This is a genomic window from Pectobacterium carotovorum (assembly GCF_033898505.1).
In the GTDB taxonomy this organism is placed as follows: Bacteria; Pseudomonadota; Gammaproteobacteria; order Enterobacterales; family Enterobacteriaceae; genus Pectobacterium; species Pectobacterium carotovorum_J.
Genome location: NZ_JAXAFK010000003.1, coordinates 161209 through 176872 on the forward strand (window position 1 = coordinate 161209; position 15664 = coordinate 176872).

At 52.4% G+C, this 15664-nt stretch carries 17 protein-coding genes; 7 read left to right on the plus strand and 10 right to left on the minus strand.

Annotated elements, in window-relative coordinates:
* Nucleotides 1-59: 59 nt before the first annotated feature.
* Complete coding sequence (locus tag R9X49_RS15340) at nt 60-653, minus strand: helix-turn-helix domain-containing protein (RefSeq protein WP_319849216.1); 594 nt, start codon at nt 651-653, stop codon at nt 60-62.
* Nucleotides 654-777: 124 nt separating this feature from the next.
* On the opposite strand from R9X49_RS15340, the gene R9X49_RS15345 reads away from it, so the two are divergent.
* Nucleotides 778-1695, plus strand: coding sequence for a DMT family transporter (locus R9X49_RS15345; RefSeq protein ID WP_319849217.1), 918 nt, complete (start codon nt 778-780; stop codon nt 1693-1695).
* Here R9X49_RS15345 and lysA read toward each other — a convergent pair.
* Nucleotides 1692-2954: a diaminopimelate decarboxylase gene (lysA, locus tag R9X49_RS15350; protein ID WP_319849218.1), complete on the minus strand. Its 1263-nt coding sequence runs from the start codon at nt 2952-2954 to the stop codon at nt 1692-1694. The two genes, R9X49_RS15345 and lysA, sit on opposite strands and share 4 nt — an antisense overlap.
* Before the next feature lie 150 nt (nt 2955-3104).
* Between lysA and R9X49_RS15355 the strand changes: the two genes are divergently transcribed.
* Nucleotides 3105-4028 carry a LysR family transcriptional regulator gene (locus R9X49_RS15355; protein ID WP_319849219.1) on the plus strand — a complete coding sequence of 308 codons (924 nt, stop codon included), beginning with the start codon at nt 3105-3107 and terminating at the stop codon, nt 4026-4028.
* 25 nt (nt 4029-4053) lie between these two features.
* Here R9X49_RS15355 and R9X49_RS15360 read toward each other — a convergent pair whose 3' ends face one another.
* Entirely contained in the window at nt 4054-4974 is a 921-nt protein-coding gene (locus R9X49_RS15360; RefSeq protein WP_319849220.1) for a LysR family transcriptional regulator, read from the minus strand.
* A gap of 107 nt (nt 4975-5081) precedes the next feature.
* Here R9X49_RS15360 and R9X49_RS15365 point away from each other — a divergent pair, with 107 nt between their 5' ends.
* From R9X49_RS15365 to R9X49_RS15385, 5 genes are all read left to right on the plus strand, one after another.
* The gene (locus tag R9X49_RS15365; protein ID WP_319849221.1) at nt 5082-5963 is read left to right on the plus strand and encodes an MBL fold metallo-hydrolase; all 882 of its coding nucleotides are present in this window, start codon (nt 5082-5084) and stop codon (nt 5961-5963) included.
* Nucleotides 5951-6607, plus strand: a complete 657-nt coding sequence (locus R9X49_RS15370) for a DsbA family protein (protein WP_319849222.1) — start codon at nt 5951-5953, stop codon at nt 6605-6607. Before R9X49_RS15365 ends, R9X49_RS15370 begins: the two co-directional genes overlap by 13 nt.
* 161 nt (nt 6608-6768) lie before the next feature.
* A complete protein-coding gene (locus R9X49_RS15375) occupies nt 6769-7332 on the plus strand; it encodes an SMI1/KNR4 family protein (protein WP_319849223.1) in 564 nt (187 codons plus the stop codon).
* Between the two features lie 35 nt (nt 7333-7367).
* Nucleotides 7368-7661, plus strand: a complete 294-nt coding sequence (locus R9X49_RS15380) for a hypothetical protein (protein WP_010279195.1) — start codon at nt 7368-7370, stop codon at nt 7659-7661.
* Nucleotides 7662-8081: 420 nt separating this feature from the next.
* Entirely contained in the window at nt 8082-8321 is a 240-nt protein-coding gene (locus tag R9X49_RS15385; RefSeq protein ID WP_319849224.1) for a DinI-like family protein, read from the plus strand.
* A 41-nt stretch (nt 8322-8362) separates the two neighbouring features.
* On the opposite strand, the gene R9X49_RS15390 is transcribed toward R9X49_RS15385, so the two are convergent.
* From R9X49_RS15390 to R9X49_RS15420, 7 genes are all read right to left on the minus strand, one after another.
* Nucleotides 8363-8851: a hypothetical protein gene (locus tag R9X49_RS15390; protein WP_319849225.1), complete on the minus strand. Its 489-nt coding sequence runs from the start codon at nt 8849-8851 to the stop codon at nt 8363-8365.
* A gap of 92 nt (nt 8852-8943) precedes the next feature.
* On the minus strand, nt 8944-10914 hold the full coding sequence (locus R9X49_RS15395) for an Ig-like domain-containing protein (RefSeq protein WP_319849226.1): 1971 nt from the start codon (nt 10912-10914) through the stop codon (nt 8944-8946).
* A gap of 63 nt (nt 10915-10977) precedes the next feature.
* Nucleotides 10978-12363 carry a hypothetical protein gene (locus tag R9X49_RS15400; protein ID WP_319849227.1) on the minus strand — a complete coding sequence of 462 codons (1386 nt, stop codon included), beginning with the start codon at nt 12361-12363 and terminating at the stop codon, nt 10978-10980.
* 2 nt (nt 12364-12365) lie between these two features.
* Nucleotides 12366-13283, minus strand: a complete 918-nt coding sequence (locus R9X49_RS15405; protein ID WP_319849228.1) for a DUF2612 domain-containing protein — start codon at nt 13281-13283, stop codon at nt 12366-12368.
* 57 nt (nt 13284-13340) lie between these two features.
* A complete protein-coding gene (locus R9X49_RS15410) occupies nt 13341-14030 on the minus strand; it encodes a hypothetical protein (protein ID WP_319849229.1) in 690 nt (229 codons plus the stop codon).
* A 92-nt stretch (nt 14031-14122) separates the two neighbouring features.
* Nucleotides 14123-15319, minus strand: coding sequence for a baseplate J/gp47 family protein (locus tag R9X49_RS15415; protein ID WP_319849230.1), 1197 nt, complete (start codon nt 15317-15319; stop codon nt 14123-14125).
* Nucleotides 15312-15662 carry a hypothetical protein gene (locus R9X49_RS15420; RefSeq protein ID WP_319849231.1) on the minus strand — a complete coding sequence of 117 codons (351 nt, stop codon included), beginning with the start codon at nt 15660-15662 and terminating at the stop codon, nt 15312-15314. The genes R9X49_RS15415 and R9X49_RS15420 overlap by 8 nt, the downstream gene beginning before the upstream one ends.
* Nucleotides 15663-15664 lie beyond the last annotated feature (2 nt).

A 15664-nucleotide genomic window follows, 5' to 3' on the forward strand; every position in this document is an offset into this window, starting at 1 on the left:
TTGCAAAAAAAATTTGTAACCGCTTACCCCGTACGAACAGTACGCACGGGGTTGCCGCTTTAGCCATGCTCAATCAACATCACCGCGCTCGTATCCGCTTCCAGCGCGTCAAACAGATGCGGGACATCGGCAGAATAGCTGATGTAATCCCCCGCGCTCAGTTCAATGGGCTGGGCAACAGGCCCAATTCTGGCGCGGCCACGGCTCAGGATCACGTGTTCAATCGTCCCTGGTCTATGCGGTTGAGAGATTCTGGTTTCCCCCGGCTGTACATTAAGCCGATAAATATCACGCTGCGCGCCTGCCGGACACGCAGCCAGCAGCGTCGCGGCATAGTTTGCCTGCTCCGAATAGGTTGCTGCACCTTCGTTAGCTCGAATCACCTGCACGTGTTGGCGAGATTGGCCAATCAGCTGGCTGACCTGTACATCAAGCGCCATCGCCAACGCCCAGAGCGTTTCCAGACTCGGGTTGCCAATCCCGGCTTCCAGCTGTGAAAGCGTTGATTTTGCCAGCCCTGCACGCTTTGCCAGCTCGGTAACTGACAGATTTAGCCGCTCACGTTCACGCCGAATCGCAGCGGACAGCCGCGCGATGGGCGTGGTTTCCTGCACGCCCTTTTCCTGATTATCGATCGTCATAGCGTTCACCATAATGTCCGTTTGTTCGACTTGACGAACAAACGCTTTGTGTTCATTATTTTGTCCTGTTGTTCATTATAAAAAATCTTGTTCGCTATAGCAGCACACATTTCACACTAACAGGCAGGAAAAAAAGATGGCACCCCAGATGCGCGGCACGATAGAAATGGCTATCGCGATGATCATTTCCGGTACGGTTGGCTGGTTCGTTTTGACGGCAGGACAGCCCGCCATGACGGTGGTCTTCTGGCGCTGCGCGTTCGGCGCATTGACGATGCTGATCGTCTGCGGGCTATTGGGCTTGTTGCGACGGGGCGTCATTAACAGGAAGCAGACTGGCATTGCCCTACTCGGCGGTCTGGCGCTGGTGTTCAACTGGACGCTGCTATTTGGCGCTTATGCACATGCGTCTATCGCCGTCGCCACCGTGGTGTATCACACGCAGCCCTTTATGTTGGTGGGGCTAGGCGCGATCTTTTTCAGGGAAACGCTGACCCTCAATAAAATCTGTTGGCTACTGTGTGCCTTTGGCGGCATCGTTCTGATCGTCGGCGCCCAAGCGGGAACCGGTAGCGATGACAGAAGCTATCTCTCAGGCGTGCTGATGGCACTGGGTGCCGCGTTTTTCTACGCCGTGGCGGCCGCGATAACAAAAAAGCTGTCGGGAATTCCGCCGCACGTGCTCGTACTGCTCCAACTGCTCGTTGGCGTTGTTGTTCTTGCTCCCTTCGCGGTAATGCCTGTTGCACCGATGGCTTCACAGTGGGGAATCCTGGTGGCGATTGGCGTGATTCATACCGGGCTGATGTCGACGCTGTTATATAGCGCGATCCAGAAAATCCCGACCGCGCTGGTTGGGGCACTCTCATTCATCTATCCCGTCATGGCGGCGCTGGTCGACTGGGCAGCGTTTGGACATCGACTGGATGCCATGCAGCTTGCTGGCGCCGTCGCGATTCTGCTGTCTGCCGCCGGAATGACGTTCGGCTGGCACATCAGGTTCAGGGGACAAGCAAATCGCTTTCCCCTGATACCACCGAATAAAAACGATTAAAGCGCTTCCAGCGCCAGCAACTCTTCCAGCGTCTGACGACGGCGAATCAGACGCGGTTCGCCATTTTCAAACAGCACTTCCGGCAGCAGCGGACGGCTGTTGTAGTTAGAGGACATCGATGCGCCGTACGCGCCAGTGTCATGGAAGACCAGATAGTCGCCCACCTGCGCATCCGGCAGCGGGAATGTTTCCACGCCGCCGCCCGCCTGCTGGGTAAACACATCGCCGGATTCACACAGCGGCCCGGCAATCACGCTATCGCGCAGCGTGGACTGGCTGATATCGCGGCCATCGCCCGGCAGCAGAGAAACATGGTGATAGCTGCCGTACATCGCCGGACGCATCAGATCGTTAAACCCGGCATCAACCAGCACAAAGTGGCGACTCCCCATGGATTTGACCGCCCGTACTTCCGCGACCAACACGCCGGATTCCGCGACCAGAAAACGTCCAGGCTCGATTTCCAGCGTCACCGGATGGCCAAGATGCGCGGCAATTTTCTCACGCGCCGCATTCCACAGTCCGTAATAGTGTTCGGTATCAATCGCTTCTTCGCCGTGGCGATACGGAATCGACAGCCCGCCGCCCGCGGAAATCGCCTCGATATCCTGCCCCAGCTCAACAACCTGACGCACCATCGCCTCGCACACCTGTTCCAGATGGCCGTAATCCACACCGGAACCAATATGCATGTGGATGCCCACCAGCTTCAGCTGGTAGCGCTGAATGTGTGCCAGCGCCAGCGGCAAATCGCCGTACCAGATACCGTGCTTGCTGTTCTCGCCGCCGGTATTGGTTTTCTGGCTATGACCATGTCCAAAGCCCGGATTCACGCGCAGCCATACCGGATGCCCCGGCGACTGCTGACCCAGCTGTTCCAGCATATCGACCGAACCGGCGTTCACCGGAATATTCAGTTCAGCAACGCGCTGTAGCGTCGGGCGATCCAGCAGATCGGCAGTAAACACGATCTCATGTGCCTCGGTGCCCGGTACAAAGCCTGCAATCAGCGCACGCTCGATCTCACCCAGCGATACCGAATCAACTTTTACACCCTGCTCACGCATCAGACGCAAAATGTGCGTGTTGGAACACGCCTTCTGCGCAAAGCGGATCGTGTCGAACTGACGCAGTTGGGCAATGCGGTTAACGATAGTCTGCGCGTCATAGGCCCAAACCGGGCAACCAAAGCGGGCAGGCAGTTCACGCAGGCTTTGCGCATTCAATGCATGTGTTACGTCATTCAGATCGTGAGGCATAAAAGTTACCGATTTACAGGGTTAAACGTGGTTGAGAAACACTATAAAAATACCCCAACGGGTAAACAAATATCGTTTTAAGCAGACTCTATTCATTTTTGATATGGTTTATAAGAATGATGGTTTATAAAAATAAATGAAGGAGGCGACATGGCAGCAGTATCCTTACGGCACATCGAGATTTTCCATGCGGTCATGACGACCGGGAATCTGACGGAAGCGGCAGCGCTGCTGAACACCTCGCAGCCGACCGTCAGCCGTGAGCTGGCACGCTTCGAAAAGCTGATTCAGATGACGCTGTTCGAGCGGCTGCGCGGCAGGCTTTACCCCACCGCGCAGGGGCTACAGCTGTTTGAAGAAGTGCAACGCTCGTATTATGGGCTGGATCGGATTATCAACGCCGCCAGCGATATTCGCCGTTTTCAGCAGGCGCAGCTTTCCGTTGCCTGTCTGCCCGTGTTCTCGCAGTCGCTACTACCAGACGTCTGTAAGCCGCTGCTGGCGCGCTACCCGCGGCTTAATCTGCACATCATTCCGCAGGAATCACCGCTGCTGGAAGAGTGGCTGTCCGCCCAGCGCCACGATTTAGGCTTAACGGAAAACAGCCTCACGCCAGCCGGTACAGAGCGGCAAACGCTGATGTTACTTAATGAAGTGTGCGTACTGCCTGCCGGGCATCCGCTGGCGCAAAAAGCGGTGCTCACGCCGCAGGATTTTGCCGATGAGCCCTTTATCAGCCTGTCGAGCGCCGACAGCTATCGCCAACTGCTGGACAAGCTGTTTCAGGAACAGGGCGTGTCGCGCCGGATGGTGCTGGAAACCCACAGCGCGGCATCGGTGTGTGCCATGGTGCGGGCAGGCGTCGGGCTGTCCATCGTCAACCCGCTCACCGCATTGGATTATGCCGCCTCTGGCGTGGTCGTGCGGCCTTTCAGCATCGACGTGCCCTTTACGGTCAGCCTGATTCGTCCGCTGCACCGCCCTGCATCGGCGCTGGTCGACACCGTGATTGAGCAACTCAGACAGTACGCTGCCGGCGTGCCTTCACGTCTGGAACAGGTTCTGCGGCGCTAGCGTGCCGTCTGGGTCGTTAGCCCCGTCACTGCGCCGATGGCTGTGCCAGCGCCCGCCAGCGAGGGTCGTGAGCAAACCAGTCCACCAGAAAATCCAGCAGAGTACGCAGCGCGGCAGGCATCTGGCGGCGCGAGGTGTAAATGCCATAAATCCCCATCGCCTGCGGACGGTATTCCGGCAACAGCGCCACCAGCTGTCCGCTGGCGAGATAAGGTGTCACAGAATAGCGCGGTTGCAGCGCAATCCCAGCCCCTTCCAGCGCGCCCGCCAGCAGCACCAGCGATTCATTGCCGCTCAGATTACCGCTAACCGGAATCGTAAATTTTTCATCGCCGCGGGAAAAATGCCACAGGCTTTTGCCGAAATAGGTATAAGTCAGGCAGTTGTGAATCGAGAGATCGGTCAACTGTCTCGGAATACCGTGTTCATTCAAATAAGAAGGCGATGCACACAGCACCGACTCACAGCGTGCCAACGGTCGGGCAATCAGATTGGGATCCAGTTCGTTGGTGATGCGCAACGCCAGATCGATACGCTCCTCGACCAGATTCACCGCGCGGTTATTCATTTGCAGATCGATAGCGACCCGAGGATGGTGCCGCAGGAAAGCCGTGATCGCCATGCCGAGCGCACTCTGCGCCAGCGACTGCGAACAGCTAAGACGCAGCAAACCGCTTAACGTGGCATCGTCGGTCTCGGCCTCGACGCGCATATCCGCCGTCAGCGCCAGCATCTCCCGACAGCGCGCCAGCGTTTTTTCCCCGGCATCGGTCAGGCTCAGCTTGCGCGTCGTGCGGTGCAGTAACCGCGCCCCTGCCCACGCTTCCATCTCCGCCAGATAGCGCGTCACCATCGCCCGGGACATGTCCAGCGTCTCTGCCGCCGCGATCATGCTGCCGCGGTCTATAATAGTCACGAACACTTCTGCTGCCGTAATGCGATCCATAGATTAGTCCGTTCTATGCAACAAACAATTGCCAGTTTTGCGGTTTTTCGTACGATTAATGCAACATAACATGAACCCACTTTCTGTCATACCTGTGGAGTATCACCATGTCTAAATCTATCGCTTTTACCGTATCTTTACTCGCTGCCTCGCTGGGTCTGGCTTCTGCTGCTAACGCCGCCGAGTTAAAAATTGACGTGTTTAACCCTGGTGAAGCTAGCGTATTCCCTGTTTCTTCCGAAATTATCAGCGGCGATAAAGAAGTCGTCCTGATCGATGCGCAGTTCCAGCGTAACGATGCCCAAACGCTGGTTGATCGCATCAAAGCCACCGGAAAAAAACTGACCACCGTTTATATCAGCCATTCCGACCCTGACTACTACTTCGGTCTGGACGTGATCAAAGCCGCCTTCCCGGACGCGAAAATCATTGCTACTCAGGCCACTATCGACGCGATCAACGCCAGCAAAGACGGCAAAGTGGCGCACTGGGGCCCGGTTCTGAAAGAAAACGCGCCGAAAGAGATCGTGGTTCCTCAGCCGCTGGAAGGCGATAGCTTTACCGTTGACGGCAAAAAACTGGAAGTGAAAGGACTGAAAGGGCCAACGCCGGACCGTACTTACGTCTGGATCCCTTCACTGAAAGCCGTTGTGGGTGGTATTCCGGTGTCTGCCAACATCCACGTCTGGATTGCCGATACCCAAACGCCTGAGTCTCGCGTTCACTGGCGTGACACGCTGAAATCCATTGAAGCGCTGAAGCCGACCATCGTTGTACCGGGTCACTTTATCGCGCCAACAGATTACACCTTGAAAAACGTGACGTTCACGCTGCAATATCTGGAGACGCTGGAGAAAGAGCTGGCAAAAACCAAAGACTCTGCCGAGCTGATCGCTGCAATGAAAAAACACTACCCGACGCTGAAAGAAGAATCGGGTCTTGAGCTGAGCGCCAAGGTCCTGAAAGGTGAAATGAAGTGGCCACAGTAAGACTGCATTACATTTATGATCCACTGTGCGGCTGGTGCTACGGCGCCGCCCCACTCGCGCTGGCAGCGCAGGAGATTGACGGGCTGGATCTGATCCTCCACGGCGGCGGTATGATGACGGGCAGCAATAGCCGCACCATCACCCCCGAGTGGCACGATTATGTGATTCCCCACGATCGCCGTATTGCGCAAATGACCGGGCAGACCTTCGGGGAAAACTATTACGAAGGGCTGCTGCGCGACACCAGCGTCGTGTTGGATTCTGCGCCACCGACAGCTGCCGTACTCGCTGCGGAAGCGATGGATGACAAAGGCATGGTGATGCTGTACCAGATTGAGCGGGCGCACTACGTTTCCGGGCTCAAGATCGCCGATGCTGCCGTGCTGCGTCAGTGTGCGGAAGAAATCGGCCTGGATGGCGACGCCTTCAGCACCGAGTTCGCCTTTATTCAGGCAGAAACGCTGTCAAAACACATCAGCGCCAGCCGGGAATTACTGGCGAAAGTACGTGGACAAGGTTTCCCCACGTTTGCGCTGGAAGATGGCAACGGGAATTTCCAGCAAATTCCGGCAGCAAACTACCTCGGTCAGGTAGATGCATGGCGCAAGGTGCTGACACAGATGGTCAACCACGCCACCGCATAACGTTCTCATCACCCTTCCCAGGGAGCACGCTACGGCCTGTTCCCTTTTTTCATTCCCGATGCCGTCTGTATCTCATCCCTTTAAACCGCTAAAGTAGCTCCTTCGTGATAAATCAGCGAGCTACCGCGCTTATTCATCAATCCCGTTGAGAAGGAAGCAACATGAACGAACAGTGGTCTGTTTTTGAAACATGGTTGGAAGCACACTGGCCTGAAGGACGCAAAGCGCTCAATCCCCCCGCCACGGAACAAGAGATCGAGGCGCTTGAACACGCGCTTGGCACCTCTCTGCCCGAGGACTATAAAGCCTGCCTGCGTATTCACAACGGGCAAGATACCTACTCCGGCAGCATTTTTGAGAACACAGAATTCTTATCCACACATGCGGTACTGGAACAATGGGAAATCTGGCAGTCGCTGCTTAGTGAAGGGCAATTTGAGGGCATCGAGTCCAGCCCGGAAGACGGCATCAAGGCCGACTGGTGGAATGCAAAGTGGATCCCCTTCACCCACAACGGCGGCGGCGATCACTACTGTCTCGATCTCGATCCGGCTACCGGAGGCCAGCACGGCCAGATTATTACCATGTGGCACGACATGGACGAGAGAGAGAAACTGTCTTCCTCATTCGCAGACTGGTTCCAGAGCTATGTCTCCGACGTGATTGCCGGAAAGTACGTTTACTCTGATGAATACGGCGGGCTGACACCGATTGATGAGCTATGAATGCGCAAAGCAATCAATAACGGGAGCGATTTACCATGAAATTAAGCCACAGCTTTAGCAGTGCATTAAGAACGTTTGCCTATTTCATGGCCAGCGGCACGCAAAATACGCTTGAAGGCATTGATTACCTTTCACTCTACGGTGAAGAGCCCAGTGCGTTTGAACAGGTCTTCGCTATCTACGCCAATGTGCTAGAGCTGGATGAAGACGGCAACGTACTGAACGCCAAATATGCCGAAAAACGAGCCACAGACTATTTACGACAATACTGCGACCCCAGTTTCACCGTCGAACCGCCTTATGAAGACTGGGAAGTCGAATTGCATTAATGATCTACAACGTGAATTAACGAACACCGAGCAGTCGGTCAGCGTGCGAGCGCTTCTCTATGTTATAGTGAACTCTATCTCCCTGCGAAGAACCCGAGACAATAAGGGTGACAGGGATGCTGACAACGCTCAAACCAGACAACACCGCCAGACACACGAAACGATAACTGACAAATCATGACCGACGTAAAATCAGGTACACGCAACACGGTATCCACCGACTCTCGCGCTTCTCGCCTTAACCGCTTCTCCATCGCGCCGATGCTCGATAGTACGCATACAGCATATTAAACAATAAGATACATTAATCACGGGGTGCTATTGGGGTGCCCGACGTTATGTATTGGAAATAATTCATCATTGAATACTGGTTAAGCATACAGTATAAATACCTCACCAACTTAACTGAGGTATCCCGCAATGTTTGTTGAACTAGTCTACGATAAGCGCAACGTTTCCAGTATCCGCAATGCTCACTCGCTAATTGAAGGCGAGCTAACAAAGCGAGTTCACAGAGTCTTTCCAGATGCCGCAGTGAAAGCAAAAGCGATGCAGGCGAACGGCATCAATACCGACGCAAGCAAATCTGATAAAGCGATCATTGCTCGCGTTGTAGAAGAAATGTTCGATGAGTCCAATGATTGGCTGATTCTCGATTGATACGATACCCAGATACTGGGTATCTGTCGTTTTTTGCGTAATCAAATCGCAATCAGTGTTGCTGACGTGTCGTAAAAATACAGCGTGCCAGATGCGATGATTTCTATCCTGATGTTTGTTACAGAGCCGACAATTCCGGCGTTGTACGGAATCGTTATCCATCGCGCAGAGTTACCCCACGCGATTCTGATCGGCGTCGATGAGTTGAGCGGCGGCGATAGTGCGTTTTGTACTGTGCCGTCCGGTAACTCTGTTACCCACGTAATATTATCTGCACGCAGTTGAACAGGTTGTGCGTTTCCGCTGCGTGTCACAATGATATTGCTCGATGTGAATTGCCCAAACGAGGCCGCATCAATAACCGGGATACTGATTTCCATCATCCAATATTTTTGCGCCGAAACAGTCATCCCAGACCAGCGTTTAACAGAATTATCAGCATCAAAAATAGGTGAGTCGGCAATATCAACGGGTTCAGTTGGGAACAATTTTTTGAACACGCCGCCGTCATTGATCCACGCGGCGGCCACGCGTTTAATCGTCCCAGCATCGTTAATGTCGAGACGTTTAACGGGGGAAAACGAGCCCCCGGATTCACGAAATATTGGCATTTAACCCCTCGCTAAACCTGATACCAGATATGGCCCTGAGCGTATCCGCTGGCGCTGGATGGCGGTTCACTCGTCGATATCGTGTATCCCACCCCTATGTTATCGCGCGCTGTCGGTTTGTCAGGTACGTCCAGCAGATTCTGGGATTTCTCCAGATAGTCTCCGCCCGATTTCCCCCACGCACTAAACACGATAGGATTCGCGCCCACGTCAACGCAGTAGCGGTGATACACCTCGGTCGTGTTATACGGGTAGAACGTCTGGCGAATGCCTGCGTCGGTCGTTCTGATGACGTCCAGCATGCCAGCAAGTGCGACGGGATAATTCCGCGCTAACGTCGCATTGCTCGTTAACGACTGAAATTTACGACCAGGTGATATGACGGTATTCAGGTTATCAATCCCGATTGATGCGCTGGCTTGCGGAACAGCACCAACTTCAGCAGCCGTGAGCCCGTCTTTTGTTGCCAGCGCCGCCAGCCCTAGATTGCTCCGCGCTGCGGCCTGATCTGTCGCGCCAGCGGTGGCAATCTCAGATAGATTGTTATCGATCTGCAAGTAAACTTCAGGCAAGACTTCTTCAGTCGCAGTGATTGTTATCGAATCAGTAACGCCTGAGCTGGCACCTGTGAGCGTGAGCGTTGCCGTTCCACCAGAGCTGATCGTTAATATGCCGTCAACTGATAGCGTAGCTATTGTCGAATCAGACGATGATGCCTGCACCGATTCAGTGTAGTTGGGCGGGCTGTACGTGATCGGTACGGCGTACGTTCTGTCAGCAATCAGATTTGGCGGAGCATTGCCGATATCGATATTAGTCAGGAAAATATGCTGTGTTATCGTTGCGGTAGAGGCTAACCCGGTTGATACACTGGCGATTACGCTCTGAGTGCCGCTGACGCCGCTGTTTGCTGTGTACAGGCCGTTACTATCGACGCTACCTAGCGCAGGATCGGTTACGCTCCATGTAACGGGGTAATCAGCGGCAACACCAGCAGGTAAAACAGTTGCAGCCAACTGCTGCTGTCCACCAGCGTTTACTGTGCTGCTTGACGGGGAAATGATAATCGCGGACGGCACATCCGGTTTATCGGTGCTGACGCCCTGGATGTAGAAAACAGTAAATATCGTGCTGCTATCACCTCTGTTACTGGTGTAATCAAAGTTTATAGCCTCACCGGCTGTAAGTTGCATATCCACCAGCGTGCTGAATGGCAGCAATTCGCGGCGGTGGTGTCCATGTCCACGCGAACCAGTCACATACCCGTAAAATGGGGTTTTATTGACGACTGTGCCATTCACTAAAAGTTGACTCTCCCAATAATCACGGCTCTCTACACCGTCTGCCGTGTAGTGACCGATGATCAAAATCTGCACGCAGTCGGTCGGCGCGTTCAGTATCGCCTGCCCTTGAGCGGCGATATTCACTTGTGCAACTTGCAGGTTGCCCACGCGGGTCAGCGAGTCGTTAATCTCGTCGATCTCGCCGTCTATGATGTCGGTGCGCTCTTTGAGTCGCCGTGGCGATACAACCGTCGTTCCGCTCGTACCTTCAGTGACTTCCTGAGCGGTGGCTTCACGATAGATGAACTCCTGCCATTTTGTTTCGTCCGTGCCAGGCACTGACGTGTTGTTGTCAGCGATCGATACATACGATTTAAACGGCTGGTCTGCTGCTGCGCGGTAGCGAACAACAGCGCCGGAACTGTACGAAAACGCCCCGCCGTTGTTGTCTGCCGGCGTTATGTATTCAGGAAACCCAAACGTCTGATACTGGCGCACAGCGTTAGTGATGGCGTACAGAATTGCATTCATCGCTTCACGTTCAACCGGCTTTGCGTTAGCTTCTACAGTCGGGTCTTTTGCGTAATCACCGCCCCAGCCTGACGGGAACGATACAGCGCCGCTGCTCTGTGTTGCGTCGGGAATAGTCTGGCGATCGCCATTCGATGCAAACGGGATGCGGAAAAATTTCTGTTCCATTGATGTAGCTCCAGAAATGAAAAAAGCCGCGTCGAGCGGCTATTGGATTTATTTAATTGCGGCTTATTCAGCTGGCGAGGGAACTACTATGGGAACGTGGGGCGCTTCTTCGCGCGCTGGCATTTGCACGCGGACGCTCAAGAATCCGTCGGTAGGGATATCAATCGGATCGCCTTCGGCGTAGCCGTCCAGTTCGTTACGTGCAAACTCCATCGCATTCGGGTGCGTCCGGTGATACGTGCGGATAACGATAGAGCCGTCCCGTTCAACGTCATAATCGATCCACAGGCGCTCGAGCCCGTTGCGGCAACGTGGACCAACTATGCCGCCCTCAACACCGCCCCACGCAAGATCGCTATTCAGGCCGAGGCATCCAGAAATCCGGTATACCCCCTGATCAATTCGTTCTGTAACTAGCCCGTCACTCTCTGCATTGAGTTCGGATGTCCCGGTGCCGAACAATTTCACCACCGGCGATGCCACTTTAATGAACCCGTTTGCGTCCACCGCAGTATTGCCGGAAGTCCATACAGTGTTGTTGTTGATGATAAAATCCAGACAATCGACATAAATATTTCTGTTACTGTGAAATAAAATGACCGTACTCGCCTTATTATTACGCAATGAAAAATAGTTAGCGTCAGGGGTTTCGTAACCGACTGTCCAGCGTAAAGCTCCGTCGAAATCGCGGCCAGTAAAATAGCCGGGCTGGCCCAGTAATTCATTTACTATGCCTATGCTTTCCCAATTCTGGCGAAATACTTTCATCCCTGTTAGTGTCTGCGCTGTGTCTACAGTCACCGGATTTAAATTTTTATTGTCCCAGTTATAAACCCAATCACCCCACGTGCTATTAACCACGTTTCGTGATGCTGTTTTTATCCCACCCGCTGTAAATCCTATTGCTGATAACGCTCCGTAAAAATCAGCAGATTGAATTGGCGACCAATAATAAATAACGTCTGTGTATCCGTCCGGCCTGCCATCAACGTTTTGCGTTGCCCAGTACAGGCCTGCTGGTCTATTGAGGTCGAAAAACGCTGTTAAACTTGCTCCGTCTGGAATCCGAACAGCTTTACCACCCCAGCCGAATTCCCCTTTAAGCATTGCATTACTTAGGCCAATACTTGCACGGAACGCAGCAGGGTTAGGAATGTCCGTACCATTTGCAGCCTTTTTCATAGACGCATCAGCGCCCTGTTTTGCTGTGTCAGCTGATTGCTGTGCTGCCGCTACAGCCTGATTGATTATTGCTAATTCCTGACCGACTAAATCCAGAATGAATTTTAAATATTTTGTTCTGTTCGCTAGTGCCTGCGCCTGAAAATTGGCAGGGCCATCGGCTCCGGCTAAAACATCGGTATCAGTTTGCAGCTCTGGAATATGAGCCGTAAACTCGATACGCTCATTAATTGGCGGTAAATCATCTGGTGTAATTATGTCTGACATGCTCAACCTCTGAATTTATTAGAGCCATTAAATTTAATAGCGCCATTGAATTTAGTTCGATTAGATAATGACGACTCGACGTTTTCCCATTCGCACAACGGATTTAAAACCTGTGCGCGCGCAACAACGTCATATCCGACAGGGAAATCAGGCGTAGTGCTGAACTGGCCGTTATCGTCTGTTACTAGCCGTTCCGTCGCAGTCGCACCGCCCGCCAGCGTGTAAATCAGCGTGACATCAATATCTGAAACGACGATCCCCGCCGCAGCAGTCAGCACGCCGGATAGCACGTCATCGGTAAGCGTGAGGGTTAGTTTCAGATTGCTGCGCACTTTTATGCCGTCGCCGTGCCAAAACGGGGCGCGGAAGTTTGCATAATGCTGGCCGAAGCCAAACGGTTTGTACGTGAGAAAGCGATAACTAACACCCACGGCAGCCGGGCGCGGCAGCAGATCGTAATGCTTCAAAACAAACGCGACCGCGGCGTCGGGATGGTATGTAAAAACATACTGAATTCTGGACATGTCGTTAGGGTCTAGCGCGTACGCCTTGCCCTCATCAGATACAAACATGTCCTTCAAAATCCCGTTAACTTCAGGGATCGTGCAGCGAGTGATCAACTGGTAGTAACGCAGGCGACAAACAAACCGCTTTTGCTCTGTCGTTAATGGCATTGAGCATTCAGGAACAAACAAGTTAATGCCGAGTATCCGCGCCCAAATACTTAGGCCGAAATCATTCGCTGTACGCAGATCAAAAACATCACGAAACCAGTTATCCCAAAACTCTGCATGTTCCTCGGTGTACCAGGCTTCCTTTTGCTCCAGAATTTTTTTTATCGGGTTGTCGCCGTCATATTGCCAGATGATATTTTGCAGCAGGTTAACGCTATTCTCTATTTCCGGTATCTGGGATGACATATTTACTCCATAAAAAAACCCAGCGCGATGGCTGGGTTTGTATGAGTTATTCTTTACTTAACCTTTACTTTCTTTCGATGGCGTATCAAGAACCCGTGTAGCCTTAAATCTCTTGTCTAAAGAGGCAGCAACTGAAACATCAGACAGTTTTATTGTTATGCTCTCCCCTTTACCTATAGTTATTGGGTATCCATTACTAGAAACTATAGGGTAATCCTCAATAAAGGATGCTAATGGGCTAAATTTAAAAGGTTCGTCTGTATCATTTTTTAGCTTAACAATAATATTAAAATCATTACCACCGACACCGAATGTTCTTTTTTTAGACTTTTCAATCTCAGATTTAACTTTCTCTGGAACGCGGACTGCCAACTCAACACCGATATCTTTCTGGCTTAGAATATAAAAATCATCTTGAGATAATTTATCATCTTTACTTGCAGCTATAAGACTTACTGGCATTTCAAATCTGGCAAAACTCTCCATTTTCTTTTTATAGCATTCTATATATTTCGATTTTGGCAATATCAGTGCAATTTCTGACTTAGCATCACGTAGTGAACTCGATTCCAGCCTTGAGTCCTCATAGCTTTGACACGACGGTACTTCTACGTTTATTTCAGCATTTTGACTACTGGAATTCTTAGATTGCAATTGAGAAAGATTTACCGGAACAATTAGATCAGTCTTACAGCCAGATAGTAGCAACCCAGCCGAAACCACCAGAATGGCATTGATTTTTTTCATAAATGAACTCCTTTTTCACTAGATTGCTAATCCTATCACCTGTTGACATGCCGATCACTAGCCGCCATTAATTACTACAGCGCAGGCATGTGCTACACAAGAATAACGATAATGTTTTCCTGCGTGAGAGTAGGTATCTCATTTTTCATTATCTCGATCTCGCGCGCATCCGGTGTTTCGCCGGGACGGGAAATCAACACCTGCTGAACAAATACACCCGCCTGCAACATGCTGACGGCACCAGCCAGTTCGAACGGGCTGACATTGCCACCAACGACAAAGCCGCGCTCACCGTCCAACTCTCCCGCCGCATACTGCAACATGGCATCAGGAACCACTGTGGCGGGATTGAGAGAGCTTTGCCCCTTTCTTACCCTGGCAACTACCGTGATCGGTACTTCGGTTGGGCGGTCAAATAGCACCGTGTACGGAATCTCTGCATTTTCCTCGATCACAGTTATCGATACGTCACCATTCCACCCTGCACCGTCTGTTTTGTTCTTTAGTAGGCTGGCGGCTATCTCAGCATCTGAGCCACCATAGACGCACGCCCACACGCTGTGTGGCTTCATGTAAATGCCGTCGATAGTGGCGAATTCATGCGAAATATTTTCAAGGTATGCTAGAGAGTGAACACCATCAATCTCGTACAGACCGCTGATCTGCGCCTCTACCGTCGATATTCCCTGCCGAGCTAAACGTAACTGCCGCTGTGTCCGTAGCGCTATATCGCTCTGTCGTGCCTCACCCGGCACAGCAGCATTGCTGTTACTCACTGTCTCCCACCCCAGCACAGCATCAACAACCGTTATTAAACCGCCAGCCGGACATGTAATAGCCCCCAATTCAACAGAGGAAAAATCAACTGTTGCACGCCCTGTCGTATCCAGCACAACGCGCTGAGCTGTTGCGAAGTAGTCGCCTGAGTCAGAGCGCGCGCGGGAGCCGGCTGGTATTTCGGTGAGCGGTATACCCGTCAATAGTACGCCGGAAATAACAGACGGCGACGCGCTTTTACGTGTAATCCCCAGCAGTGCGCAGATAGACTCAAGGAAAACCCCCGTTGCCAGCACAGGGTTGATCTGGTTTGCCAGTCTCGCATTGTTCGCCGCGACTGCGCGACGGGCTGACACTTCACCGCTGATTAACCGCCCCTGCGGTGTATCTGGTGCCGTGGACATGCTTTCACCCAGCGCACCTTTAAACTCAGTTTCAACATCCTGCTTAATACCCGACACGTCAGGCACAACAATGCCTGTTTCTTCGACGTAGTTATACAGTTCACTCACTGCTTATCCCCCCGATACCCCATTCGGTTTCTATCGTTGCCGAATACGATAATGCGTTATCTGAAAAACTAAATGTGAACGACCGAACACGAATAACCCCGTTAACCGCAAGCAAACTGGTACGTGCTGCCGCTTCAAACTGAGCGGGACGATATTGATCCCATGATGTTTGGCGGTACGGCACCCCCTCGTCCATCGCGTAAATCATTTCCGAACGCTGGGCCAGCATAGCCGTTTCACAGTCTTGCAAGCAGGCATCAAGATTTGATGTCAGCGCCAGATTTCCAGCAGCATCCAAGAATGGCGAGTGGTTGTTTAGTGCGATGCTCAATGTATCAGCCATAA